This window comes from Mesorhizobium sp. M0894, assembly GCF_040319725.1.
In the GTDB taxonomy this organism is placed as follows: domain Bacteria; phylum Pseudomonadota; class Alphaproteobacteria; order Rhizobiales; family Rhizobiaceae; genus Mesorhizobium.
Genome location: NZ_JAMYOG010000022.1, coordinates 56859 through 80036, shown reverse-complemented (window position 1 = coordinate 80036; position 23178 = coordinate 56859). Strand labels below are relative to the sequence as shown.

Sequence of the window (23178 nt, the reverse complement as noted above, 5' to 3'; positions counted from 1 at the left end):
AAGTTCCCATCAGCCATCGCATCAAGAAATGCGCCTGGAACGACGACTATCTCATCAATGCCATCACTCATATGCGATAGCCCTGCCCGCAAGGGGGAGGGATGGCGCCTTACTTCACCAATCCCTTTTCCTTGTAATACCTCTCGGCGCCTGGATGCAGCGGCACCGGCATGCCGTCGAGCGCCTTGGCCGGGTCGATCGCCTTGGCGGCGGCATGGGCAGCGGTGAGCTGGTCGAGATGCTCGAACAGCAGCTTGGTCATCTGGTAGGCGGTCTCGTCGGAGACATCGGCGCTGGTGATCAGGAAATTACCGACGGCGGCGGTCGCGACATCATCGGTCTGGCCCTCATAGGTGCCTTTCGGGATGACCACGGAAAGATAGGGCGAGCCGATCTTGGCGACGTCCTCCGCCGGCACCGCAACGATGTTGACCGGTACCGAGGTGGCGAGGTCGCGGATCGAGGCAACGCCCAGGCCAGCCGATTGCAGCGTGGCGTCGAGCTGGCGGTTCTTGATCAGCTCCACCGATTCGGCGAAGGGCAGATATTCGATCCGCCCGAGGTCTTCGTATTTCAGCCCGGCAGCGGCGAAGATCGTGCGGGCGTTGAGCTCGGTGCCCGAGGCCGGCGCGCCGACCGACAGGCTCTTGCCCTTGAGGTCGGCGAGCGTCTTGATGCCGGACTCCTTGCTGGCGACGATCTGGATGTAGTTGGGATGGATGGCGGCAATGCCGCGCAGCTTGTCGAGCTTGCCTGGGAAGCCGGCTTCGGTATTGCCCTCGGCGGCCAGCTTGACGGAATCGCCAAGCGCGAAAGCGATCTCGCCCTTGCCCTGCTGCAAGAGATTGAGGTTTTCGACCGACGCTTTCGTCGCCTGCACCTGGGTGCGCGCGCCTTCGATGCCCTTGCTATAGATCTCCGATAGCGCGACGCCGAGCGGATAGTAGACGCCCGACGTGCCGCCGGTCAGCACGTTGATGAATTCCTGTGCCTTGACCGATACCGCGCCAAGGCCAAGCGACAGCGCCAGCGCGCCGGCTGCAACAAATTTCGTCCTGAAATTGAGCATGCGATTTCCTCCCTGAAAAACTCGCCGCCGTGCCCTCCTCTGCGGCACGAAGCGAAGCGAGTTTAGACAGCGGGCGGGAAATGCCAACCCGCAATAGCAGCGATTAGACGAACGGCTAAGCAATGCCGCAACAGGTTGGCGCTTGCGCGAGGTCGCGTCGCGGCAGAAAGATTTTTCCAGCACCTGTCGAAATCCGGCAGGGCCGCGCGACATAAGTCCGGCTCGCAACGATGCGGCCTTCGAGAAACGGGAGAAGACCATGCGATATATGCTTTTGATCTACGGAAACGAAGCGGGGATGGCAGCGGCGCCGGCAGATGCGGTGACACAGATGTCGAGCGCGTACGTCGCCTACACCGAAGCGTTGAAGAAATCCGGCGCCTGGCTCGCCGGCGACCGGCTGAAGCCGACGCAATCCGCTACCTCGGTGCGGATGGCCAATGGCAAGACCAACGTGCTCGACGGCCCCTATGCCGACACCAAGGAGCAGCTTGCCGGTTTCTATATGATCGAAGCGGAGGACGTCGACGCGGCTATTGCCTGGGCGGCGCGCTGCCCGGGCGCCAGCACCGGCACGGTAGAGGTGCGGCCGATCTGGGAACTCACCATGTGATGCCTGAACTGCCCGACACCGCACGGGCGGCGGCGGAAGCGGCCGCCCGGCAAAGCTACGGCAAGCTGGTCGCCTATCTCGCCGCACGCACGCGCGACGTGGCCGCTGCCGAGGACGCCTTGGCCGATGCCTTTGCAGCGGCGCTCGAGCGTTGGCCACAGGCGGGCGTGCCCGACAAGCCGGAAGCCTGGCTGCTGGCGGTGGCGCGCCGGCGCCGCGTCGACGCGCTCAGACGGCGGCTGACAAGCGAGGCGGGCCGCGACCACCTCAGGCTGATCGCGGAGGAGATGGAGGCACGCATGGCCGACGAAGACCTGCCGGACGAGCGGCTCAGGCTGATGTTTGCTTGCGCTCATCCGGCGATCGAGGCCGGTGTCCGCGCGCCGCTGATCCTGCAGACGGTTCTGGGCTTCGACGCAGCGACCATCGCCTCGGCCTTTCTTGTCTCGCCGGCCACGATGAGCCAGCGCCTGGTGCGCGCCAAGACCCGCATCCGCGAGACCGGCATTCCGTTCCGCGTACCGGAGCGGGCCGAACTCGGCGAGCGGCTGGGCACCGTTCTGGAAGCGATCTACGCGGCGTTTGCCGAAGGCTGGTCCGATCCGGCCGGTACCGAAACGCAGCGGCGCAATCTCGCAACCGAAGGCGTCTGGCTCGGTCGTCTGCTGGCTTCGCTGATGCCGGATGAGCCGGAAGCACTCGGCCTGCTGGCGCTGATGCTGTTCGCCGAAGCGCGGCGCGCAGCGCGGCGCAATGCGGCAGGCGACTATGTGCCGCTAGCGGAGCAGGATCTTGCACTGTGGGACGATACAATGATCGACGAAGCGGAGATGCTGCTCGGGCGCGCCGCTGCCAAGGGCGTGGTCGGCCGCTACCAGCTCGAGGCCGCCGTGCAGTCAGCCCATGCGACAAGGCGGCTGACCGGCGGCACCGACTGGGTCGCGATCAAGGAGCTCTACGACGCGCTGTCGGTGATTGCCGGCTCGCCGGTGGTGTCGATCAACCGTGCGGTGGCGATTGCCGAGGCCGAAGGTGCTTCGGCAGGATTGGGCGCCCTTGATCAACTCAGCGGCGACAAGCGGCTGTATGACTATCAACCTTACTGGGCCGCCCGAGCGGGCCTGCTGGCAAGACTCGGCAGAGTTCCGCAAGCGAGCGAGGCCTATGACCGGGCTATCGGCCTCGAACGCGATCCGGCCGTGCGCCGGTTCCTGCAGGAACGACGGGCAGGTCTCGACCGCGCGGAAAGACACTGAGACAAGGCGGAGTGCTTAGGCCGGCCACATGTCGTGGGAAGCATTCAGCCTCTTTATCACCCGATGTTCCCGCAAATTGGCCCACAGGCGTTCGATGTTCGGCCAAGCGGTTGGAATCTTCGCGACCTCGGGATGCCAAGCCACCAACATGACGAGATAGATGTCGGCCAGCGAGAGCCGGTCGCCGACCAGCCAGTCGCGGCCTTCGAGGGCGGCATCGAGAATGGCGAAGCCGCGATCCATTTCCGAGACCGCCGCCTGTTTGACGGCTTCCACGCCGCCGGGATCTGTCGTGTAGCGATGAGCGTAGAAGAACCGCAGGTCAGCCGAATAGATGACGGAGGACATGAAAAACATCCAGCGCAGGAAGTCGGCACGGTCAGGTGTGTTCGCTGCCGGCGCTAGAGCTGCTTCCGGATAGCGTTCGGCGAGCAGGATGCAGATTGCCGCCGACTCGGTCATCGAATGCCCGTCCGGCAAGACCAGGACCGGGACCTGGTTCAAGGGATTGATGTCGAGGAAGGCCTGGTTGGGTCGGCCTTTTGGAACATCGATCTGGTCGAAAGGCACTCCCGCTAAAGCAAGCGCCGCCTCGACGACAAAGCCGCCGGTATTGGCACGCGTATAGAGCTTGTACATGAAGTCCTCCACCTGCCGGTGCAGCGACGATTTGATATGGAAGTGACTCGCCGCTCAAGCGAACGACGCCCGCCACAGGTGGTTTTTCAGCAGTCCACGCCGAAGCGTCGAAACAGAACTTTTTATGCCGGAGGGGCAGCGCGAAGGATCGCTACGAACCGGCCAAAAACTCCTGTCCAGACTCTAAGCACCCAATCCCTCGAATAGGATCGTGGAGAGATAGCGCTCGGCGAAGGAGGGGATGACGACGACGAGGTTCTTGCCCTTGTTCTCCGGCCGCGAGCCGACGACGATCGCCGCCTGCAGGGCGGCACCCGACGAGATGCCGACCGGTACACCTTCGAGACGGGCGACGAGCCGTGCATTGGCGACCGAATCCTCGTTCGAGACCTTGACGATCTCGTCGTAGATCGTCGTGTCGAGGATTTTTGGTGCGAAGCCGGCGCCAATGCCCTGGATCTTGTGCGGGCCGGGTTGGCCGCCGGACAGTACCGGCGAGGCCTCCGGCTCGACGGCGACGACATGCACCGAGGGCTTGCGCTTCTTCAGCACCTGGCCGACGCCGGTGATGGTGCCGCCGGTTCCAATGCCGGCAACGAAGATATCGACTTCGCCATGGGTGTCGTTCCAGATTTCCTCGGCTGTGGTGCGGCGATGGATTTCCGGATTGGCCGGGTTCTCGAATTGTTGCGGAATGACGGCATCGGGCAGCGTCGCGGCCAGCTCGTCGGCCTTGGCGATGGCGCCCTTCATGCCTTTCGGTCCTTCGGTCAGCACCAGCTCGGCGCCGAGCAGCGCCAGCATTTTGCGGCGCTCGACCGACATGGTTTCCGGCATCGTCAGGATCAGCTTGTAGCCTTTGGCGGCGGCGGCAAAGGCGAGCGCGATGCCGGTATTGCCCGAGGTCGGCTCGATAAGCGTGGTCTTGCCGGGCGTAATCCTCCCAGAAGCCTCCAGTGCCTCGATCATCGACACGCCGATGCGGTCCTTGACCGAAGCGATCGGGTTGAAGAATTCGAGCTTGGCCAGCAGATTGGCGACGACACCCTTCTCCCTGGCGAATTTGTCGAGCCGCACCAACGGCGTGTCGCCGATCGTCTCGGTGATCGAATTATAGATGCGGCCGCGGCCGGGCACGTGTGTGGGGGTGGCGGGTTTGTTCATTGATTTTCCTCCCAGAGGTCAAGCGGCAAGAGTCGGGCGGGCATAAGATAGAGCCATCCGCCGCGCAAGATAGGCTGTCGATCGAAAATATCCGAGTGAAGTTCGTGCCGAATACCCCGCCTTGGAAAGGTGTGACAATTCCTGGCCGGCTTGGCGAAAGAGGTCTATTGGCGGGCGGCGATAGCTGCCGCTGCCCCGATCATGAAACCGGCGGCGGTGCGATTGAGTGCCCTCAGCGCCCGCGGCGACTTCAGGAACCAGCGCGCCTTGGCCGCGAGCGCCAGATAAGGCACCAGCACCACGAGCAGGACGGCTATGGTGAGCGCGACAAGGATGCCGTAATCGACCAGCGTGATCGTCTTCAGATCGACGATGGTCGGGGTGATGGCGAGGTAGAAGATCATCGTCTTCGGATTGCCGAGCGTGACGGCGAGACCAGCTACAAAGCTGGATGCCAACCCGCCCTTGCCTTTCTTCGCCTCCACCGTTTCGGGCGTGATGCCGCTCGTCCAGAAACGCCAGCCAAGAAAAGCGAGGTAGGCGACGCCCAGCCATTTGATGACCAGAAAGACCATGCCAAAGGTCTGTGCGACGAAAGCCAGGCCGAGCACCACGGCCGTGAGATAGGTCAGGTCGCCGAGCATCAGCCCGAAGGACATGGCCAGCGACGCGCGGAAGCCCGAACCCAGCGCTCGCGCAACGAGCGCGGTGACGCCGGGGCCGGGGATGGCTGCGGCGATGCCGAGGGCAGCACTATAGGCGAGGAACCCGGTGAGCGTCATGATTCGCGCTTGTCGCACAATGTGGAAGTTGGGTGAATTCCCTCGGCCCGGATTCGATTGCGCCAGCGCAGCAGGCGACACCGCCGTTCAAGAGCGGCCGTCTTCGTAGGTAACGCGCCAGATGGTGCCGTTGCCGTCCTCGGTGACGATCAGCGAGCCGTCCTTGGCGATGGCGATACCGACCGGGCGGCCCCAGACGGCGTCGTTCGAGATAACGAGGCCGGTCATGAAGTCCTCATATTCGCCGGTCGGCTTGCCATCCCTGAATTTGAGCCTCACCACCTTGTAGCCGGTCCTGGCGCCACGGTTCCACGAACCATGCATGGTGACGAAGGCGTCACCCTGATAATCCGCCGGAAAGTTCTTGCCGTCGTAGAAGGCTATGTTCATCGGCGCCGAATGCGCCTGCATCAGCACGTCGGGGACAGTGGCCTTGCCGGCGAGGTCGGGCCGCTCGCCCTGATGGCGCGGATCCTCGTGATTGCCGATGTAGTACCAAGGCCAACCATAGAATCCGCCGTCCTTGACTGCAGTTGCAAATTCGAACGGCACATTGTCGCCGAGTTCGTCGCGCTCATTGACGACGCACCACAATGCGCCGGTGGTGGGCTGCACGGTCATGCCCGTACAGTTGCGCAGGCCGGTGGCGACAGTTCGGGGATTTTTCCCATCCGGGTCGAAGGCGAGCACATCGGCACGGCCGTCTTCGGAGCCCCAGGCCGCACCGAGCGGCTTTGAGTTCACCCAGGCGTCCAAGCCATCATCCGGCTCCTCCATGTCCTCGCCGACGTTCGACGCGGAGCCAACCGACAGATAAAGCGTCTTGCCGTCCGGCGAGAAGGCGATGTCGCGGGTCGTGTGACCACCCGACGGGATTTCCGCGACAATGGTTTCTGGTTTGCCGGATGCCTTCAGGTCGCCGTCGCGATAAGGAAAGCGGACGATGCTGTCGCTGTTTGCGACATAGACCCATTGCGGCTTGTCTCCTGGCGGATAGAAGGCGATGCCGTAGGGATAACTGAGCCCCTTGGCGAAGATCGCTTTCTCGATGGGCTTGGCGCTGTCCTCGGCGAGACGGTAGACACGTATCTGGTCGGCATGGCTGTTGGCAACGAACAGGTCGCCATTCGGAGCGACGCGCACGACGCGCGGATTGACGATGCCGGATGCGATCAGTTCGGCCGAAAAGCCCGGCGGCAAATCTGGCTTGGCGCTTTCGGGCCGTTCCGCCACGCCGGCGCCGTTCGACGCGGATTGGGCGGGATCGGCTGGCGGCATGTCTTGCGGCCCGATCAGGCGGCGGGTGCCAGGCCTGTCGGCGTGCCAATCGCCAAAAGCGGCTTCGCCTTTGAGCACCTTCTGATCCGCCTGCTGGGCGGCTGCCGGTGTCGCAACAAGGAGAGCAGCGGCAATGGCCGCAAAGCCGCCAGATCGGATCATCAACGTCCTCCGGGATTCGCCTCGAAAAGGGCAAACGGGATGAGGCATTGGTCGTTCCAAGCGGCCGTCCAGCACACGAGGATTTGAAGCCGAACCCCGATTCACTTGCCGGCGGCGTAGAAATCGTCGTCGAGGCGCTTTTCCAGCGCGACCAGATCGGCCGGCAGCGGCAAGCCCATGGCCCGCATCTCTTGCAGCTTCTCGCGCAACTGCTCTTGCACCTCGTGCTGATCCTCTGGCTGGTTGATCATTTCTTCGAGCAGCAGGCTGATCTGGGCCTTGAACGATTCCAGCGCCATTCTTTTTCTCCTTGCGGCAGGCCGCGGCGGCTCCTAGCGCAGCATGCGCGAAATCAGCTGCGCGGTATAGTCGACCATCGGTACTATGCGCGCATAATTCAGCCGCGTCGGCCCGATGACGCCGAGCGCACCGACGACGCGGGCGTCCTTGTCGCGATAGGGTGCCACCACCAGTGATGAGCCCGACAGAGAAAACAGCTTGTTTTCCGAACCGATGAAGATGCGCACGCCCGGGCCCTCCTCGGCGAGGTCGAGGAGCTGGATCAGTCCGTCCTGGGTTTCGAGATCCTCGAAGAGATGCCGCAGCAATTCGATGTCGGCCTGGGCAGTGACGTTTTCCAGGAGATTGGCGCGGCCGCGCACGATAAGCCGCCCAGGCACCCCGCTTTCGGCGCCTGCCCAGACCGCCAGGCCCTTCTCGACCAGATCCTGTGAAAGCGTATCGAGGGCTGCCCTGGTCTCTTCCTTGATGCGGGCGATCTCGACCCGCGCTTCGGCCAGGGTGCGGCCGCGAATATGGGCGTTGAGGAAATTGGAGGCTTCGTGCAATTGCGAGACGGTGATGCCGGCGGGCAGATCGACGACGCGATTTTCGACGTCGCCGTTCTGCGAGACCAGCACGGCCAACGCCTTGGTCGGCTCGAGCTGGATGAATTCGATGTGCTTCAGCGCCACCTCGTTCTTGGCGGCGAGCACAAGGCCGGCGCCGCGCGACATGCCGGACAGCATCTGGCTGGCCTCGGTCAGCATATGCTCCAGCGTCGCGCCCGAGCCGGAGGCGCGCACCTGCGCCTCGATGGTGCGGCGCTCCTCGTCGGAGAGGTCGCCGAGCTCCATGAACGCATCGACGAAGAAGCGCAGGCCGGCCTGGGTCGGCAGACGGCCGGCCGAAATATGCGGCGCATAGATCAGGCCGAGATGCTCGAGGTCGCTCATCACGTTGCGGATGGTGGCCGGTGACAGCGACGACGGCAGGATGCGCGACAGGCTGCGCGAGCCGACCGGCTCGCCATCCCTCAGATAAGAATCGACGATGCGCCGGAAGATGTCGCGCGAACGCATGTCGAGCGATTGAAGCGCGGGCGATTGCAGCGCGTGCGACGGGAGCACGTGCGATTGCGAACCGGGATCGACTGCCTTGGTCATTTCGAGCCAAAAACCTCCGGCTCGAAGATATAGACTTCCGCGGCGTCGGCGCAACCGGTCCATTTTCCTTTGCGCCTCACGCCCCGTGCGGCTACAAGCCGGCCAAGATTCCGAAGAAAGAAAGAAGCCTGAATGCGCCCTTCCAAACGCCAGTTCGACGAAATGCGCCCCATCTCCTTCGAGCGCGGCGTATCCAAGCATGCGGAAGGCTCGTGCCTGGTGAAGTTCGGCGACACGCATGTGCTGTGCACGGCCAGCCTGGAGGAAAAGGTGCCGGGTTGGATGCGCAACTCCGGTAAGGGCTGGGTGACGGCGGAATACGGCATGCTGCCGCGTTCGACCGGCGAGCGCATGCGCCGCGAGGCTTCGGCCGGCAAACAAGGCGGCCGCACGCTGGAGATCCAGCGGCTGATCGGCCGCTCCCTGCGCGCCGTGGTCGATCTGCAGGCGCTCGGCGAGCAGCAGATCACTGTCGACTGCGACGTGATCCAGGCCGATGGCGGCACGCGCACCGCTTCGATCACCGGCGGCTGGGTGGCGCTTTACGATTGCCTGCGCTGGATGGAAGCCCGCCAAATGGCGAGCCTGGGCAAGGTGCTGAAGGATCACGTTGCGGCGATCTCCTGCGGTATCCATGATGGCCAGCCGGTCATCGACCTTGACTATGTCGAGGATTCCTCGGCCGGCACCGACGCCAATTTCGTCATGACCGGCAAGGGCGGTATCGTCGAGATCCAGGGCACGGCCGAGGGCGAGCCGTTCTCGGAAGAGCAGTTCGCGGCCTTGATGGGGCTGGCCAAGAAGGGCATTCAGCGCCTGGTCAGCCTGCAGCAGATGGCGGTGGACTGATCTTCAGTTTATGACGATGAGGATTGATAATCCTGTGACCCCTTCCGCAATCCTGGAATCAGCACTCTACGTGACGGATCTTGCTGCCGCGGAACAGTTCTATTCGGGCGTCCTCGGGCTCGATCCGCTCGGCAGGGTCGACGGCAGGCATCTCTTCTTCCGCTGCGGCGACGGCGTGCTGCTTATCTTCAATGCCGAGGCGACCAAAGTGCCGCCGGCGTCCGATGCCAGGCTGCCGGTGCCGCCGCATGGCGCGGTCGGCGAGGGCCATCTCTGTTTCGCCGCAAGCGCCGACGAGATCGTGCGCTGGAAAGCGCACCTGGAAGCAAAGAGCATCGCCATCGAAAGCGAGTTCGAGTGGCCGCAAGGCGGCCGCTCGATCTATATTCGCGACCCCTCGGGCAATTCGATCGAATTCGCCGAGCCAAGAATTTGGGGCATCTGATGCATTCGCCAACTGTTCATTCGCTTGATGGGCATAAGATCGTCGTCGCAAGCCACAATGCCGGCAAATTGCGCGAATTCGCCGATCTGATGGCGCCGTTCGGCATAGAAGCGAAGTCGGCCAAGGAGTACGGCTTGCCGGAACCGGACGAGACCGGCACCACTTTCGAGGAGAACGCCCTCATAAAAGCCTTGGCCGCTGCCAAGGCCACTGGATTGCCGGCGCTGTCGGACGATTCCGGCCTATGTGTCGATGCGCTCGACGGCGCACCCGGCGTCTACACTGCCAACTGGGCCGAGACGCCGGACGGCCCCCGCGACTTCGGCATGGCCATGCAGCGCACGGAAGTGGCCTTGCAGGAAGTTGGCGCGATCGCGCCTGCTCAGCGCAAGGGCCGCTTTGTCGCGGTCATCTGCCTGGCCTTTCCCGACGGCCAAGCTGAATATTTTCGCGGCGAGGTCGAGGGTACGCTGGTATGGCCGCCGCGCGGCGAACTCGGCTTCGGCTACGACCCGGTGTTCTTGCCCAACGGGTTCGAAAAGACTTTCGGCGAGATGACCGCTGAGGAAAAACATGGCTGGAAGCCCGGCCACCCGACAGCGTTGTCGCACCGCGCCCGCGCCTTCCAGAAATTCGCGCAAGCCCGATTGGCCGCCGCATGACTATGCTGCTCGACCGCAGCCCGGGTTTCGGCGTCTACATCCACTGGCCGTTCTGCGCGGCCAAGTGCCCCTATTGCGACTTCAACAGCCATGTCCGCCACCAGCCGGTCGACCAGGAGCGTTTTGCGCGCGCCTTCGAGGCCGAGCTGGCGACCATGCGCGGCCGCACCGGGCCGCGCGAGGTGACAAGCATCTTTCTCGGTGGCGGTACGCCGTCGCTGATGAAGCCGCAGACCGTGGCGGCGGTGCTGGATGCCGTGGCGAAGAACTGGACGGTACCAGATGGCATCGAGGTGACGCTGGAGGCCAATCCTTCCTCGGTCGAGGCCGAGCGCTTTCGCGGCTATCGCGCGGCGGGCGTCAACCGGGTGTCGCTTGGCGTGCAGGCGCTGAACGACAAGGATCTGCGCTTTCTCGGCCGTTTGCACAATGTCGATGAGGCCCTGCATGCGATCGGCCTGGCGCGCGAGATTTTCCCACGGTTGTCCTTCGACCTGATCTACGCGCGGCCGGACCAGACGCCTGAAGCGTGGCAGACGGAACTCGAGCAGGCGATCGGCCACGCCGCCGACCATCTGTCGCTATACCAGCTGACCATCGAGGAAGGCACGCCGTTCCATGCACTGCATGCAGCAAGGAAATTCATCATTCCAGACAACGATGTTGCCGCCGATCTCTATGCGTTGACGCAGGAGATCACCGCCGCGCACGGACTGCCGGCCTACGAGATTTCCAACCACGCCAGGCCCGGCGCTGAAAGCCGGCACAATCTCACCTACTGGCGCTATGGCGAATATGTCGGCGTCGGTCCCGGCGCGCATGGCCGTTTCGTCGAGAGCGGGCGGCGCGTGGTGACAATTGCCGAGAAAATGCCGGAGACCTGGGCCAATCTGGTCGAGGCCAAGGGCCATGGCGTCACCGGCGGCGAGATCCTAACGCGATCGGAAGAAGCCGACGAGTTCCTGCTGATGGGGCTGAGGCTGGCGGAAGGCATCGACCTTTCCCGCTACGAGGCGTTTTCCGGGCGCGGCCTGTCGACGGCACGGCTGTCGGTGCTGCAGGACGAAGGCCTGGTGGCGCCGATCGGCAATGCCCGCCTGCGCGCCACGCCGGCCGGCATGATCGTGCTCGATGCCGTCGTGGCGGATCTGGCCAGATAGTACCGGTGAAGAACGTTCTCTTCGTCTGCAGCCAGAATCGCTTGCGCAGCCCGACGGCGGAGCAGGTGTTTTCCGGTCGCAGGGACATCGAGGTCGCTTCGGCCGGCACCAATCACGATGCCGACACTCCGTTGACGCACGAACTTGTCGCCTGGGCCGATATCATCTTCGTGATGGAAAAGGCGCACCGCGGCAAACTGCAGCAGAAATTCAGGGCCAGTCTAAGGAAGGCTCGGGTGATCTGCCTCGATATTCCCGACGACTATGAATTCATGGACCCGGAACTGGTCCGGTTGCTGGCGGTGAAGGTATCGCGATATCTCTGAAGGCTGTCGCGCTACTGCGCCTTCGTCATCCTCGGGCTTGACCCGAGGATCCATGCCGCTACCCTTGTCGAAGAATGCTGCGGTAGAATAATTCTGAACTGTCGAAACGCTTGAATATTACGGCATGGATCCGGGCGTCTGCGCCGCGTCGCTGCGCTCCTTGCTCCGTCCCAGGATGACGAAAAGAGGATCAAGCGTCGTGCTTGAAACGACGCTTGCCGCGGTCCTTCTCGGCATGCGCTTCTCCGGAGCGGGTCTGCTTGATCTCGCTCTTGTCGCGCGGGGCAGAATGCTGGTCGCCTGTGGGATGTGATGCTGCGCCATCGCGGGCGCTTTTTGTTTCGAGACGGGTGATGAAAATATCGAAGCGATTGGGCATCGTCCGGTCAGTGCTCCGTCGTGCTGTCGGTTTCGGTTACGGGCTTGCTCTCTGCCAATGGCTGGCGTGCGAGCGGTTTCCTGGCCTCGCCATCCGCGTTGCCACGCAGGCTCTTGTCGCCTGGCGCGGCGAAGCGCTTGCGGCCGGCATAATAGGGTTCGAAAACGTCCTGTATCGTCAGGCTGTCCATCCTGCTCCTCCCGAGATCAGGGTTAAAATTCGCCGGCAACGGTTTCGTTCCCTACTATGGCAAAGGCATGGCGGCCGGTTCACGTCGGGACCCCGTTTGGAACCGGGCGTTTGCAACCCAGGCTTTTGCAACCAGGCGTGAGCCGTGCCAAACAGGGTCGAACGGAGTTGTGCAGGTGACCGGCGAATTGGCCAAACGCAGTTATGTGGTCGGGCAGACCGAGATCGCCGCCCGGCCGCTCGAGCCGGCGCTCTATCTGGTGGCTACGCCGATCGGCAATCTCGCCGACATCACGCTGCGCGCGCTGGAAACGCTCGCCGCCGCAGATATCGTCGCCTGCGAGGACACGCGTGTTTCGCGCGTCCTGCTCGACCGCTACGGCATCCGCCGCCGCACCACCGCCTATCACGAGCACAATGCCGCCGAGGCCGGGCCGAAGCTGATCGCGGCACTGCTGGCCGGGCAGAGCGTAGCGCTGATCTCTGATGCCGGCACACCGCTCATCTCCGATCCCGGCTACCGGCTGGTTGGCGAGGCGCTGGAACGCGGCATTCGTGTCGTGCCGATCCCCGGACCGTCGGCGCCACTTGCCGCTCTGACGGCATCCGGCCTGCCTTCGGACGCCTTTCTGTTTGCCGGCTTCCTGCCGGTGAAGACCGGCCAGCGGCTGACGCGGCTGGAAGCGCTGAAGGCGGTGCCGGCAACGTTGATCTTCTTCGAATCGCCGCGCCGGCTGGCCGAGACGCTCAGTGCCATGGTCGAGGTGCTGGGCGGCGCCCGCAAGGCGGCGATCGGCCGCGAGCTGACCAAGACTTTCGAGGAGATGCGGACCGGCACCCTGCAGTCACTCGCCGGCCATTACGCGGCAGCCGATACGCCTAAGGGCGAAATCGTCATCTGCGTCGGCCCGGCCGATGCGGTCGCTGATGAGCCTGAAGACATCGACCGGCTGCTGCTTTCGCTGGCGGCCGAGATGCCGGCCTCCAAGGCGGCGGCGGAAGCCGCCAAGATGACGGGTGGCCAAAAACAGACGCTCTACCGACGGCTGCTCGACCTCAGGAATGCCGGAAGAGACGGGGCCGGCGGAGACCGCGATGGCTGAACGGCGGAGCGCCAGCCGGCAAAAGGCCTACCGGCGCGGCCATCACGGTGAATGGCTGGCGGCGGCGGCGCTGATGCTGAAGGGCTACCGGATTCTTGCCCGCCGCCACCGTACCAGGTTTGGCGAGATCGACCTGATCGCGCGGCGTGGCGATTTGGTGCTGATCGTCGAGGTCAAGGCACGCCGTACGCTGATCGAGGCGATGGAGGCCGTCGGCCGCGAATCGGAGCGCCGCATCGAAGGCGCGGCCGATTTCTGGCTGTCGCGCCAATCCGACTACGGAAAATTATCGGTGCGCTTCGACATGGTGGCGGTATTGCCGTGGCGCTGGCCGGTGCATGTCGAGAACGTTTTTTACGGGGGGAACTAGGTCATTCCCGAAGTGGGGTCGGTTTTGCCGCGATCTCCGGTTCAGATTCGATTGCCTGTCGTCTCGTCGATGGGAACAAGCAAGTAGCGCCATTTGCTGCCTGGATCATGTGCCGACGCTCACCTGGATTCGCTCAATCGATCGGTTTGTCGACCTGGTCTCCGCCCAGCACTGACTGGAACAAAAGCGTTCCTGCGTTGTTCTCCAACCGTCCTGATGTTCGACGGGCTGGTTCAAATGCCGATCAGGGCAGTCCTCGTGGCAGGCGTGCGAGGACAAGGGATGGCGAGGCAAATGGATCCTGACGATCTCAACCAGGAACGGATCGTCACCGTGTTCGGCGGAACTGGCTTTCTCGGGCGCAGGATCGTGACGCGGCTCCTGGAAAGGGGTTTCACGGTGCGCGCCGCATCTCGCCATCCGGCTCGCGTGGCCTTGGTCTTTTCCTCGATTACAAGGATGCCCGAAGCAGTCGAGGCGGATATATTGGATGCGTCCTCGATCGGGTCGGCCATTACCGGATCACAGGCAGTCGTGAATGCTGTCAGTCTTTACGTCGAGCAGGGCGTCCAGACCTTTGAACGCGTCCATGTGAAAGCCGCGGCCGATCTCGCTGCCGTGTCGCGCAAGGTCGAGATCGATCAGTTCGTCCAGATTTCAGGGATCGGCTCCGATCCTCAATCGGATTCGAATTATATAAGGGCACGTGGGCGCGGAGAAGTTGCCGTGGGAAACGCATTTCCCGGCGCTTTCATTGTGCGTCCCGCCGTCATGACAGGACCTGACGACGCTTTCCTCACGACCATTGTGAGGCTGATACGCCTCCTGCCGGTCTATCCGCTGTTCGGCGATGGTGGCACACGGCTTCAGCCGGTCTATGTGGCCGACGTCGCGGAAGCAGTGAGCCGGCTGATCGACGGGCGAAGCCACAAGGGTTCATCCATATTCGAATTCGGGGGCCCGCGTATCTATACCTATAAGGAACTGCTTCGGGAGATCGCCCGACAGCTCGATACGCACGTAAAGCTGATGCCGGTGCCGTTTGCTGTATGGAACGCCTTGGCTGGCGTCGCGGAACTCCTCCCGGCTGCCCCCATAACGCGCAACCAGATCGATCTTATGCGTCAGGATAATGTGGCAGCAATCGACGCGCCGGGCCTGAGGGAACTCGACATCGAGCCGCGGGATATCGACGAGGTGATCCGCGTGATCGAACAGCGCCGTGGCGTAGGCTCGCGCTCGTCTCCGCCTTAGGACGGCCCTCTGATCCTGGCGGGAACCTATCGCCGCGCGACAGGTTGGTCGAGCTTGAAGCCAATGAAAGAAGGAAAAGAACCATGGCCAGATGCGATCAATGCGGGAATGACTACGACAAGGCTTTCAAAGTGACGATGGCCGAGGAGACCTACACATTCGACAGCTTCGAATGCGCGGTCCAGAAACTTGCTCCGACGTGTCCGCATTGCGGATGCCGGATCATCGGACATGGCGTCGAACAGGATGACATCATCTACTGCTGCGCACATTGCGCCGCGGAGGAAGGTGCGAGCGCGCTGACCGATCGCGCGCCTTGATACACCTCCTTTGGCGTCTCCAGGGCGACCATTCCGAACGACTGCGCCGGCTCATCCCCATATCGCCAGTGCTGTCAGCCCGACGACGACCAGCCGAGGTCAAGGCCGCCGCATGCTGATGGAGGCCATGGATGCAGTCGGCCGCGAATCGGGGCGGCGCATCGAGGGTGCCGCCGATTTCTGGCTTTCGCGCCAATCCGACTACGGAAAATTGTCGGTGCGCTTCGACAAAAGGCAGCGTGCGTCGTCTTGATCGCGCCAGAGATGTCATGTTCTTGCACGTTCATCAACCCGCGTTCGACCGCTCGTTTAGGCGTCGTTCCGTGGCAAGTCGGCTCACGCTTGGACAAGTCGCTCCACGACGGCGGCCGCCTCCTCTGGAATGGCCGGTATGGTGCCCGACTTCCGCGTCGATCCGAAATCGAGGCCGGCGAAAAAGAGACCTGGAACAGCGCCGACGCCATCCTCATGGACGGGCTGGCCGGCTGCATCAAGCGCGCCGGGAAGCCGAACCCATGAGAAATCGCCGGTGAAGCCTGTACACCAGATCACCGATCTGATGCTGCTCGCCGTCCAGTCGAGGGAGCGGATCGGCGGATCGGGCAAGCGCGGTTCAATCGCCTCACCCGGATCGTCCTCGGCCGGTGGCGCATCGAGGCCGGCGCGCTCGATATACTCGTCAACCAGGCGCTTGGCATTCGCCGAAACCTCGTCGGCAAATCGCATATGGTCGTCGAGTTCGTCGCCGAAGACGAGGTTGCCATTCTCCACGCCCCTGAAGCGGCCGAGCAGCACCACGCCCTGCGCGCTCAGCGATTGCAGGCTGATCGTATGGGTCGCGCCGACCAGCGCGCGGGCCTGCAGCTTGCCGGAGGGGAGGACGAGTTCCTTGCGCGGAACGTCGAGAAAACCGGACATCGTCAGCCATTTAAGTATGTTGCCCCCGCGGTAGCGCCGCACCCAACGGCCGTTGCGGCTGGTCGCCAAAAAGACCGCACGTCCGGCCAACGCCAGGTCCTCGGCGATCTGGCCGCCCGACTGCCCGCTGCCGACCACCAGCACCGCGCCATTCTCGAACTCGGCCGGGTTGCGATAAGCCGAAGAATCGACTTGGCGAACTGCCGCCGGCAAGTCCGCCGACCCTGGTGGCCGGACCTGTCGGTTCTGGTCGCCGGTGGCGATCACCACATTGCGCGCCAGAAGCACGCCACGAGCCGCCGTAGTGACGCGAAAGATCCCATCGTCTCTCGTCAGCTCTTGAACAGGAGTTTGGGTGCTTACCGGCAGGCGGTGCCGCTCGGTATAGCCTTCGAGATACGCGACAAATTCGTGGTGGGTTATCGCGCCCCAGGGCTCCGGCCCCTCGTAGGAATCACCGGGTAAGATGGAGCGAATGGTCGGCGAATTCAGTCGAAACGAATTCCATCGCTGCGTTCGCCACGTTTCGCCAATCCGGCCTCGATCGAGCACACGGTGGTCACAGCCCTGCCGTTTCAAGAAATAGCTGACGCCGAGCCCCGCCGGACCGGCGCCAATAACGAGGGCGTCAAGAACTTCGCTCATGCATTCCCCCTGCCAACCATACGTCCACAAGATCGTATGGCGCGGTTTGGGGCAAGAATAGAGTTCCGGCCGGGATTGCGCTATCCGCGCCGGCTCACCCCCAGATGGCCAGCCCCGCCAGGCCGACGATGCCGACGACCAGACGCCACCAGCCGAACAGCGCATAGCCGTGGCGCGAGACGTAGTCGAGCAGGAAGCGCACGACGATCAATGCCGTGACGAAGGCGGCAACGAAGCCGACGACGATGATGGGCAGGTCGGCACTGCTCAGTACATTGCGGTTCTTGAACAGGTCGAAGGCGAAGGCGCCAACCATGGTCGGGATAGCAAGAAAGAAGGAGAATTCCGCCGCCGCCCGTTTGTCGACGCCGAGCAGCAGCGCGCCGACGATGGTCGAGCCCGAGCGCGATGTGCCGGGGATCAGCGACAAGCACTGAAACAGCCCGATCTGCAGATAAAGCCTGGTCGGGAACCGCTCGACATCGTGATAATACGGTTTCGGCTTCATGCGATCGACCAGCAGCAATATGACGCCGCCGATGATCAGCATGATGCAGATCAGCCGCGGCGATTCGAACAGCACCGTCTTGATGAAATCATGCGCCAGCGCGCCGACGACGGCCGCCGGCAGGAACGCGATGAGAATGCCAAGGACGAAATGCCGCGTCAGCCGATCGTATGGCAGTTCGAGCAGCATCTTCCAGAGCCGGCGGAAATAGACGCTGAGGATCGCCAATATGGCGCCGAGCTGGATCAGGATCTCGAAGGCCTTGCCGGTCGAATGAAAGCCGAGGAAATGGCCGGCGAGCAGGATATGACCGGTCGAAGACACCGGAATAAACTCGGTCAGGCCCTCGAGCATGCCGAGCAGCAGCGCTTCGACGACGGTCTGGCTTTCCATGGCAACCTCGGCGTTGGAGGGAGGGCTTGAGAAAACGGCTTGCTTGTCACGGCGCGGAACTCCCCCTATAGGTCGCAGCACCCTGACAGCCCCTGAATCGGGCGGCCAAGACTTACCGGCGCAGCCGGCGATTTGCCAGTGCGCTCTATTATCGCGGGACCATGCTGACGCTTTTCCACCATCCGATGTTCGCCAGCTGCCGCTTCGTCCGCCTCGCCTTTGGCGAGTATGGCGAGGAACTGGCACTGATCGAAGAGAAGCCGTGGACGCGGCGCAAGGAGTTCCTGGCGCTGAACCCGGCCGGCACGCTGCCGATCCTGCTCGCCGAAGGCGACGTGCCGATCGTCGGCGCAGTGGTCATTGCCGAATATCTCGACGAGACGCGCGGCGTACTCAAGCGCGACAAGCGGCTATTCGCCGAGGATCCGATGGAGCGCGCCGAAATCCGCCGGCTGACCGACTGGTACCTCAACAAGGCGGAAAGCGAGGTTACCCGGCATCTGGTGCGCGAGCGCGTTCTGAAGCCGGTCATGCCGGAAACAGCGGGCGGCGGCTCGCCCGATTCGGCGGCGATCCGCGCCGCCCGCGCCAATATCCGCCAGCACATGAAATACACCAACTGGCTGGCCGGCACCCGTCATTGGCTGGCCGGCAACAAGGTCACCTATGCCGATCTCGCGGCGGCGGCGGCACTGTCGGTGCTCGACTATCTCGGCGAGATCGACTGGCGCGAACACAGCGCCGCGCGCGAATGGTATACAAGGGTGAAATCACGGCCTTCGTTCCGGCCGCTTCTGTCCGACCGGGTGCGTGGCCTGTCGCCGGTGTCACATTATGCGGACCTCGATTTCTGATACGGCAAAGCTGCGCGCGCTGATCGACCGCGAGGCGCGGAACGCCGGCTTTGACGCCGTCGCCGTCACAACGCCCGATGCGATTCCGCGGGCGCCGGAACGGCTGGCCGAATTCGTTGCCGACGGCTTTCACGGCTCGATGGGCTGGATTGCCGAAACGCTCGAGCGGCGAGGCAAACCAGCGGCGCTCTGGCCAGAGGTCCGCTCGATCATCGTGCTGGCGATGAATTACGGCCCCGACCGCGACCCGCGCGACATCCTGGCAAAACGCGATCGCGGCGCGATCTCCGCCTATGCGCAGAACCGCGATTATCATGACGTCATGAAAGGCCGGCTGAAGGCGATCGCCGGCAAGCTTGTTGCGCGCGCCGGCGGCGACGTCAAAGTGTTTGTCGACACCGCGCCGGTGATGGAAAAGCCGCTGGCCGAGGCGGCCGGCCTCGGTTGGCAAGGCAAGCACACCAACCTGGTCAGCCGCGCCCATGGTTCCTGGCTGTTCCTCGGCACCATCTTCACGACGGCCGAGCTGGTGCCGGACGCGCCTGAGGACGATCATTGCGGCTCCTGCCGCGCCTGTCTCGACGCCTGCCCGACGGACGCCTTTCCGGCGCCTTACCGGCTCGATGCGCGGCGCTGCATTTCATACCTCACCATCGAGAACAAAGGACCGATCCCACATGAGTTCCGGGAAAAGATCGGCAATCGCATCTATGGCTGCGACGACTGCCTGGCCGCCTGTCCGTGGAACAAGTTCGCCCAAGCTGCCTCCGAGGCTAAGCTTGCCGCCCGCGCGGACTTGCGCGAACCGCCGCTCGCCGAGCTGCTTTGCCTGAACGACGCTGCCTTCCGCGCGCTTTTTTCGGGCTCGCCGGTCAAGCGCATCGGCCGCGACCGTTTTATCCGCAACGTGCTGATCGCGGCCGGCAATTCCCAGGACTTGTCGCTGGCCGGCGCCGTCCGCGCGCTGCTCGACGATGCCTCGCCGCTGGTTCGCGGCGCCGCAGTATGGGCGCTGTCGCGGCTAGTGCCGGGTCAGGAATTTGCCGAACGTGCCGCAGCCGCTTTGCAAGTAGAAGGTGACGAGGCGGTAAGAGGCGAATGGCTTCTGGCCCTGCCAAAGCCGATCGAGGCCCATACATGACAAAAAAGCAGATTTTCATCTTCGGCGCCGGTTATTCGGGCAGGGCCTTCGCCGGCGCCAACAGGGATGCCGACACAACGATCTTCGGTACAACACGGTCGCTGGAAAAATTCGCGGCGCTGCGGCAAGCCGGTATCGTGCCGCTGCGTTTCGATGGCACGCTGACTTCCGAAATCGGCGATGCGCTTGGGAAGACAACCCATCTCGTCGTCTCGGTCGCGCCGGACGAGGCCGGCGACCCGGTGCTGGGCGCGGCACGCGAGGTGATCGTGGCCAACATGCCGGAGCTCGAATGGATCGCCTATCTCTCCACCGTCGGCGTCTATGGCGACCATGGCGGCAACTGGGTGGACGAGGCCGCCGAATGCCGGCCGTTGTCGAAGCGGTCGGTGATGCGTGTCGCAGCCGAGCAGGATTGGCTGCAACTGGGCCACGACATCCACCGGCCGGTGGCGATCCTGCGGCTTTCCGGCATTTATGGGCCGGGCCGCAACGCCCTGGTCAATCTCGAAAACGGCACCGCCCGGCGACTGGTCAAGCCGGGCCAGGTGTTCAACCGCATCCATTGCGACGATATTGCCGGCGCTCTCTGGCATCTAGCCGAAGGCGATCGCGGCGGCATCTTCAACGTCACCGACGACCTGCCGGCGCCGCCGCAGGACGTCGTCGCCTATGCCGCCAGGTTGATGGGCATCGAGCCGCCGCCCGAAATTCCGTTCGAGACCGCCCAACTTTCGCCCATGGCGCGGTCCTTCTATGGCGAGAACAAGCGTGTCGCCAACGCGGCGATCAAGGCGGCCGGCTATGGCTTTCGCTTCCCCGACTACCGCTCGGCTCTCGACGCCATGTGGGCGAGCGGCGACTGGCGCGACGGCGAGGCGCGCAGTCCGATGAAACGGTCGTGATCGATACGTTGCGCGGGGCGTGGTATGATGCGGTTCAAATCGCGGAGGGGTCCAGCTTGGGGAAGACGTTAAAGCGAGCCTTGCCGGGAAAAACACTGCTGCTGACGGCAGCACTGGCCGTCGCCGGCCTAACGTTTGCCGCGCAAACGGCGAGCGCCGAGCAACGGGCAAAAGAGCTGTTCGGCGCCAAAAAGCTGCCGGCACTCGCAGCAGCGCAATCGATCGGCTTTTATTCCAAAGGCTGTTTTTCCGGCGGCGTCGCGCTGCCCATGGACGGCCGGCACTGGGAGGTGATGCGACCGTCGCGCAACCGCCGTTGGGGCCATCCGGCAATGATCGCGCTAATCGAGAAACTATCACGCGATGCTGCAGCCGACGGCTGGCCGGGCCTGCTGATCGGCGACATCTCGCAACCGCGCGGCGGACCGATGCTTACCGGCCATGCCTCGCACCAGATCGGCCTCGACGCCGACATCTGGCTGACGCCGATGCCCGACCGCAAGCTTTCGACCGAAGAGCGCGAAAACATCAGCGCTACCTTGATGGTCGATGAAAAGACCCATCTGGTAAAGGATGGCCTGTGGACGCCGATGCACACGCGGCTGTTGAGGCGCGCCGCGAGCTATCCCGAAGTCGAGCGCATCCTGGTCAATCCAGGGATCAAGAAGAAGCTCTGCGACACGGTCAAAGGCGACCGCAGCTGGTTGCGCAAGGTCAGGCCGTTCTGGGGCCACGATTACCACTTCCACATTCGTATCGGCTGCCAGCCTGGGTCACCCGACTGCAAGGCGCAGGAAGCGACGGCGCCAGGCGATGGCTGCGACCAGGCGCTGGCCTGGTGGTTCACCGAGGAGCCGTGGCGCCCCAACAAGAATCCGGACAAGCCGAAGGCACGCGACGTGATGACGATGGCGAACCTGCCCAGGCAATGCCAGTTCGTGCTCGACGCGCCGGCTCCGGCCTCGGCGGAAGCAGTCACCTATTATGGCGACGGCGTGCCGATCGCGGCCGTACCCGCTCCCGCGGCAGAGCCTTCGCCGCCGCCGACGGTCGCAGCCGGCGCGGCAGCGCTTCCGGCCTCGGCGAACGCCTTTGTGGCGACCCCCGAGATCCGCATTCCGCTGCCGCGGCCACGACCGGGGCACTGATGCGGGCAGCGTGTTCGCTGTCTGCATCCGTGCATCTCCACTTCGAAAACCGATTTCCCTTTTTGCGGTCATGCGCTAGTCAACGAGAGAACGGCGATACGCGTCGGGAACGGACGAGAGCATGCCAGGCGTAAGCGACGACGACACTCTGTTGCGGTTTCCGATTCTGATCGGCGACATAGGCGGCACCAATGCGCGCTTCTCGATCGTGCTTGACGCGAATTCCGAAGCCGGCGAGCCGACGATCGTCCAGACCGCCAACTTCAATACGATCGACGAGGCGATCCAGTCGGCCGTGCTCGACCGCTCGTCGGTCCGGCCGAATTCAGCTGTGCTGGCGGTAGCCGGTCCTGTCGAAAGCGACGAGATCCCGCTTACCAATTGCCCATGGATCGTCAAGCCGAGACAGATGTTCGCCAGTCTCGGTCTCAGCGACGTCGTGGTGCTCAACGACTTCGAGGCGCAGGCGCTGGCCGTCGTCGCGCTCGGCGAAGAGCATATGGAAAAGATCGGCGGTGACGCGCCGGAACCGAATTCCGGGCGGGTAGTGCTCGGCCCGGGAACCGGGCTCGGCGTCGCCGGGCTGGTCTATGCGCTGCATCACTGGATACCGGTGCCCGGCGAGGGCGGCCATATGGATATCGGCCCGCGCTCGCCGCGCGATTTCCAGGTGTTTCCGCATATCGAGAAGCTCGAGGGCCGCATCTCCGGCGAACAGATCCTGTCCGGGCGCGGCCTGGTCAATGCCTACCGGGCGGTGGCCAAGGCGGACGGCAAGCCGTCGCCCTTTACCACGCCCGCCGAGATCACCGCCGCGGCGCTGGCAAAGAACGATCCGGTGGCCGAAGAGGCGCTGTCGATCTTCGTCACCTGCCTGGGACGCACCGCCGGTGACCTCGCTCTGGTGTTCATGAGCCGCGGCGGCGTGTTTCTCACCGGCGGCATCGCGCAAAAAATCCTGCCGGCGCTGCGGACCGGCAATTTCCGCGCCGCCTTCGAGGACAAGGCGCCGCACAGTGCCCTGATGCGCAGCATGCCGGTCTATGTCATCACCCATCCGCTGGCGGCGCTTTTAGGGCTGGCCGCCTATGCCAGAAATCCGTCGCTGTTCGGCGTGCAGACGGCGGGGCGGCGCTGGCGGGTCTAGGATACACGCTGCGCCGCGACGAAGTTTCGCCATTCTCGGCCATAGGCAAGCCGT

At 63.7% G+C, this 23178-nt stretch carries 27 protein-coding genes and 1 pseudogene; 17 read left to right on the top strand and 11 right to left on the bottom strand.

Features of this window, described 5'->3' with window-relative positions; translation table 11 throughout:
• Positions 1-109: 109 nt before the first annotated feature.
• The gene (locus tag NKH91_RS28525) at positions 110-1069 is read right to left on the bottom strand and encodes a TAXI family TRAP transporter solute-binding subunit (protein ID WP_352845494.1); all 960 of its coding nucleotides are present in this window, start codon (positions 1067-1069) and stop codon (positions 110-112) included.
• Positions 1070-1328: 259 nt separating this feature from the next.
• Between NKH91_RS28525 and NKH91_RS28520 the strand changes: the two genes are divergently transcribed.
• Both NKH91_RS28520 and NKH91_RS28515 read left to right on the top strand, forming a co-directional pair.
• A complete protein-coding gene (locus NKH91_RS28520; protein WP_023718846.1) occupies positions 1329-1682 on the top strand; it encodes a YciI family protein in 354 nt (117 codons plus the stop codon).
• Positions 1682-2938, top strand: a complete 1257-nt coding sequence (locus tag NKH91_RS28515; protein WP_352845492.1) for an RNA polymerase sigma factor — start codon at positions 1682-1684, stop codon at positions 2936-2938. The genes NKH91_RS28520 and NKH91_RS28515 overlap by 1 nt, the downstream gene beginning before the upstream one ends.
• A gap of 15 nt (positions 2939-2953) precedes the next feature.
• On the opposite strand, the gene NKH91_RS28510 is transcribed toward NKH91_RS28515, so the two are convergent.
• The 6 genes from NKH91_RS28510 to hrcA form a co-directional block, all read right to left on the bottom strand.
• A complete protein-coding gene (locus tag NKH91_RS28510) occupies positions 2954-3577 on the bottom strand; it encodes a glutathione S-transferase family protein (protein ID WP_023718845.1) in 624 nt (207 codons plus the stop codon).
• Positions 3578-3760: 183 nt separating this feature from the next.
• Entirely contained in the window at positions 3761-4741 is a 981-nt protein-coding gene (cysK, locus tag NKH91_RS28505; protein ID WP_023718844.1) for a cysteine synthase A, read from the bottom strand.
• A 164-nt stretch (positions 4742-4905) separates the two neighbouring features.
• Complete coding sequence (locus NKH91_RS28500; RefSeq protein WP_352845490.1) at positions 4906-5523, bottom strand: LysE family translocator; 618 nt, start codon at positions 5521-5523, stop codon at positions 4906-4908.
• 87 nt (positions 5524-5610) lie between these two features.
• Positions 5611-6963: a PQQ-dependent sugar dehydrogenase gene (locus NKH91_RS28495; RefSeq protein WP_352845489.1), complete on the bottom strand. Its 1353-nt coding sequence runs from the start codon at positions 6961-6963 to the stop codon at positions 5611-5613.
• A gap of 101 nt (positions 6964-7064) precedes the next feature.
• Positions 7065-7262: a hypothetical protein gene (locus tag NKH91_RS28490; RefSeq protein ID WP_023718841.1), complete on the bottom strand. Its 198-nt coding sequence runs from the start codon at positions 7260-7262 to the stop codon at positions 7065-7067.
• 33 nt (positions 7263-7295) lie between these two features.
• Positions 7296-8408: a heat-inducible transcriptional repressor HrcA gene (hrcA, locus tag NKH91_RS28485; RefSeq protein WP_352481369.1), complete on the bottom strand. Its 1113-nt coding sequence runs from the start codon at positions 8406-8408 to the stop codon at positions 7296-7298.
• Positions 8409-8540: 132 nt separating this feature from the next.
• Here hrcA and rph point away from each other — a divergent pair, with 132 nt between their 5' ends.
• From rph to NKH91_RS28460, 5 genes are read left to right on the top strand one after another with little or no spacing between them, the layout of a single operon-like run.
• On the top strand, positions 8541-9257 hold the full coding sequence (gene rph / locus NKH91_RS28480) for a ribonuclease PH (RefSeq protein WP_352592295.1): 717 nt from the start codon (positions 8541-8543) through the stop codon (positions 9255-9257).
• Between the two features lie 34 nt (positions 9258-9291).
• Entirely contained in the window at positions 9292-9702 is a 411-nt protein-coding gene (locus NKH91_RS28475) for a VOC family protein (protein ID WP_352845487.1), read from the top strand.
• Positions 9702-10364, top strand: coding sequence for an RdgB/HAM1 family non-canonical purine NTP pyrophosphatase (rdgB, locus tag NKH91_RS28470; protein WP_352845485.1), 663 nt, complete (start codon positions 9702-9704; stop codon positions 10362-10364). Before NKH91_RS28475 ends, rdgB begins: the two co-directional genes overlap by 1 nt.
• Positions 10361-11524, top strand: coding sequence for a radical SAM family heme chaperone HemW (hemW, locus tag NKH91_RS28465; protein ID WP_023718836.1), 1164 nt, complete (start codon positions 10361-10363; stop codon positions 11522-11524). Before rdgB ends, hemW begins: the two co-directional genes overlap by 4 nt.
• 5 nt (positions 11525-11529) lie before the next feature.
• Positions 11530-11850: a low molecular weight protein tyrosine phosphatase family protein gene (locus NKH91_RS28460; RefSeq protein ID WP_023718835.1), complete on the top strand. Its 321-nt coding sequence runs from the start codon at positions 11530-11532 to the stop codon at positions 11848-11850.
• A 190-nt stretch (positions 11851-12040) separates the two neighbouring features.
• Here NKH91_RS28460 and NKH91_RS28455 read toward each other — a convergent pair whose 3' ends face one another.
• On the bottom strand, positions 12041-12229 hold the full coding sequence (locus NKH91_RS28455; RefSeq protein WP_023718834.1) for a hypothetical protein: 189 nt from the start codon (positions 12227-12229) through the stop codon (positions 12041-12043).
• 7 nt (positions 12230-12236) lie between these two features.
• Complete coding sequence (locus NKH91_RS28450; RefSeq protein WP_023718833.1) at positions 12237-12419, bottom strand: hypothetical protein; 183 nt, start codon at positions 12417-12419, stop codon at positions 12237-12239.
• Between the two features lie 175 nt (positions 12420-12594).
• Between NKH91_RS28450 and rsmI the strand changes: the two genes are divergently transcribed.
• The 5 genes and pseudogenes from rsmI to NKH91_RS28425 form a co-directional block, all read left to right on the top strand.
• Positions 12595-13521 carry a 16S rRNA (cytidine(1402)-2'-O)-methyltransferase gene (gene rsmI, locus NKH91_RS28445; RefSeq protein WP_352495438.1) on the top strand — a complete coding sequence of 309 codons (927 nt, stop codon included), beginning with the start codon at positions 12595-12597 and terminating at the stop codon, positions 13519-13521.
• Positions 13514-13891, top strand: coding sequence for a YraN family protein (locus NKH91_RS28440; protein WP_023718831.1), 378 nt, complete (start codon positions 13514-13516; stop codon positions 13889-13891). The genes rsmI and NKH91_RS28440 overlap by 8 nt, the downstream gene beginning before the upstream one ends.
• Before the next feature lie 216 nt (positions 13892-14107).
• Positions 14108-15145, top strand: coding sequence for a complex I NDUFA9 subunit family protein (locus NKH91_RS28435; RefSeq protein WP_352885420.1), 1038 nt, complete (start codon positions 14108-14110; stop codon positions 15143-15145).
• Positions 15146-15228: 83 nt separating this feature from the next.
• Positions 15229-15465 (top strand): metallothionein, encoded by a 237-nt coding sequence (locus tag NKH91_RS28430; RefSeq protein ID WP_023718829.1) that lies wholly within the window; start codon positions 15229-15231, stop codon positions 15463-15465.
• 100 nt (positions 15466-15565) lie between these two features.
• Positions 15566-15694, top strand: a pseudogene (locus NKH91_RS28425) (YraN family protein); the annotation flags it as partial.
• Positions 15695-15801: 107 nt separating this feature from the next.
• Here the strand turns inward: NKH91_RS28425 and NKH91_RS28420 are convergent.
• Both NKH91_RS28420 and NKH91_RS28415 read right to left on the bottom strand, forming a co-directional pair.
• Positions 15802-17028 (bottom strand): flavin-containing monooxygenase, encoded by a 1227-nt coding sequence (locus NKH91_RS28420; RefSeq protein WP_352845481.1) that lies wholly within the window; start codon positions 17026-17028, stop codon positions 15802-15804.
• 94 nt (positions 17029-17122) lie between these two features.
• Positions 17123-17929, bottom strand: coding sequence for an undecaprenyl-diphosphate phosphatase (locus NKH91_RS28415; protein WP_352845479.1), 807 nt, complete (start codon positions 17927-17929; stop codon positions 17123-17125).
• Positions 17930-18090: 161 nt separating this feature from the next.
• On the opposite strand from NKH91_RS28415, the gene NKH91_RS28410 reads away from it, so the two are divergent.
• The 5 genes from NKH91_RS28410 to NKH91_RS28390 all read left to right on the top strand — a co-directional run bounded on the left by NKH91_RS28410 (position 18091) and on the right by NKH91_RS28390 (position 23124).
• Complete coding sequence (locus NKH91_RS28410; protein ID WP_023678968.1) at positions 18091-18783, top strand: glutathione S-transferase family protein; 693 nt, start codon at positions 18091-18093, stop codon at positions 18781-18783.
• Positions 18764-19924: a tRNA epoxyqueuosine(34) reductase QueG gene (gene queG / locus NKH91_RS28405; RefSeq protein ID WP_352495434.1), complete on the top strand. Its 1161-nt coding sequence runs from the start codon at positions 18764-18766 to the stop codon at positions 19922-19924. Before NKH91_RS28410 ends, queG begins: the two co-directional genes overlap by 20 nt.
• Complete coding sequence (locus tag NKH91_RS28400; protein ID WP_352495433.1) at positions 19921-20829, top strand: SDR family oxidoreductase; 909 nt, start codon at positions 19921-19923, stop codon at positions 20827-20829. The genes queG and NKH91_RS28400 overlap by 4 nt, the downstream gene beginning before the upstream one ends.
• Before the next feature lie 56 nt (positions 20830-20885).
• Positions 20886-21977 (top strand): penicillin-insensitive murein endopeptidase, encoded by a 1092-nt coding sequence (mepA, locus tag NKH91_RS28395; RefSeq protein ID WP_352845477.1) that lies wholly within the window; start codon positions 20886-20888, stop codon positions 21975-21977.
• 121 nt (positions 21978-22098) lie between these two features.
• A complete protein-coding gene (locus NKH91_RS28390) occupies positions 22099-23124 on the top strand; it encodes a glucokinase (RefSeq protein WP_023718823.1) in 1026 nt (341 codons plus the stop codon).
• Positions 23125-23178: the final 54 nt, after the last annotated feature.

Coding starts and splice junctions, on each gene's coding strand:
- NKH91_RS28525 (WP_352845494.1), bottom strand. CDS start 1,069: ATGCTCAATTTCAGGACGAAATTTGTTGCAGCCGGCGCGCTGGCGCTG.
- NKH91_RS28510 (WP_023718845.1), bottom strand. CDS start 3,577: ATGTACAAGCTCTATACGCGTGCCAATACCGGCGGCTTTGTCGTCGAG.
- NKH91_RS28390 (WP_023718823.1), top strand. CDS start 22,099: ATGCCAGGCGTAAGCGACGACGACACTCTGTTGCGGTTTCCGATTCTG.
- NKH91_RS28455 (WP_023718834.1), bottom strand. CDS start 12,229: ATGCCCAATCGCTTCGATATTTTCATCACCCGTCTCGAAACAAAAAGC.
- NKH91_RS28450 (WP_023718833.1), bottom strand. CDS start 12,419: ATGGACAGCCTGACGATACAGGACGTTTTCGAACCCTATTATGCCGGC.
- NKH91_RS28440 (WP_023718831.1), top strand. CDS start 13,514: ATGGCTGAACGGCGGAGCGCCAGCCGGCAAAAGGCCTACCGGCGCGGC.
- NKH91_RS28400 (WP_352495433.1), top strand. CDS start 19,921: ATGACAAAAAAGCAGATTTTCATCTTCGGCGCCGGTTATTCGGGCAGG.
- hrcA (WP_352481369.1), bottom strand. CDS start 8,408: ATGACCAAGGCAGTCGATCCCGGTTCGCAATCGCACGTGCTCCCGTCG.
- NKH91_RS28520 (WP_023718846.1), top strand. CDS start 1,329: ATGCGATATATGCTTTTGATCTACGGAAACGAAGCGGGGATGGCAGCG.
- NKH91_RS28515 (WP_352845492.1), top strand. CDS start 1,682: ATGCCTGAACTGCCCGACACCGCACGGGCGGCGGCGGAAGCGGCCGCC.
- NKH91_RS28490 (WP_023718841.1), bottom strand. CDS start 7,262: ATGGCGCTGGAATCGTTCAAGGCCCAGATCAGCCTGCTGCTCGAAGAA.
- hemW (WP_023718836.1), top strand. CDS start 10,361: ATGACTATGCTGCTCGACCGCAGCCCGGGTTTCGGCGTCTACATCCAC.
- queG (WP_352495434.1), top strand. CDS start 18,764: ATGCGGACCTCGATTTCTGATACGGCAAAGCTGCGCGCGCTGATCGAC.
- NKH91_RS28410 (WP_023678968.1), top strand. CDS start 18,091: ATGCTGACGCTTTTCCACCATCCGATGTTCGCCAGCTGCCGCTTCGTC.
- cysK (WP_023718844.1), bottom strand. CDS start 4,741: ATGAACAAACCCGCCACCCCCACACACGTGCCCGGCCGCGGCCGCATC.
- NKH91_RS28500 (WP_352845490.1), bottom strand. CDS start 5,523: ATGACGCTCACCGGGTTCCTCGCCTATAGTGCTGCCCTCGGCATCGCC.
- NKH91_RS28495 (WP_352845489.1), bottom strand. CDS start 6,963: ATGATCCGATCTGGCGGCTTTGCGGCCATTGCCGCTGCTCTCCTTGTT.
- NKH91_RS28420 (WP_352845481.1), bottom strand. CDS start 17,028: ATGAGCGAAGTTCTTGACGCCCTCGTTATTGGCGCCGGTCCGGCGGGG.
- NKH91_RS28435 (WP_352885420.1), top strand. CDS start 14,108: ATGTTCGACGGGCTGGTTCAAATGCCGATCAGGGCAGTCCTCGTGGCA.
- rdgB (WP_352845485.1), top strand. CDS start 9,702: ATGCATTCGCCAACTGTTCATTCGCTTGATGGGCATAAGATCGTCGTC.
- rph (WP_352592295.1), top strand. CDS start 8,541: ATGCGCCCTTCCAAACGCCAGTTCGACGAAATGCGCCCCATCTCCTTC.
- NKH91_RS28430 (WP_023718829.1), top strand. CDS start 15,229: ATGGCCAGATGCGATCAATGCGGGAATGACTACGACAAGGCTTTCAAA.
- NKH91_RS28415 (WP_352845479.1), bottom strand. CDS start 17,929: ATGGAAAGCCAGACCGTCGTCGAAGCGCTGCTGCTCGGCATGCTCGAG.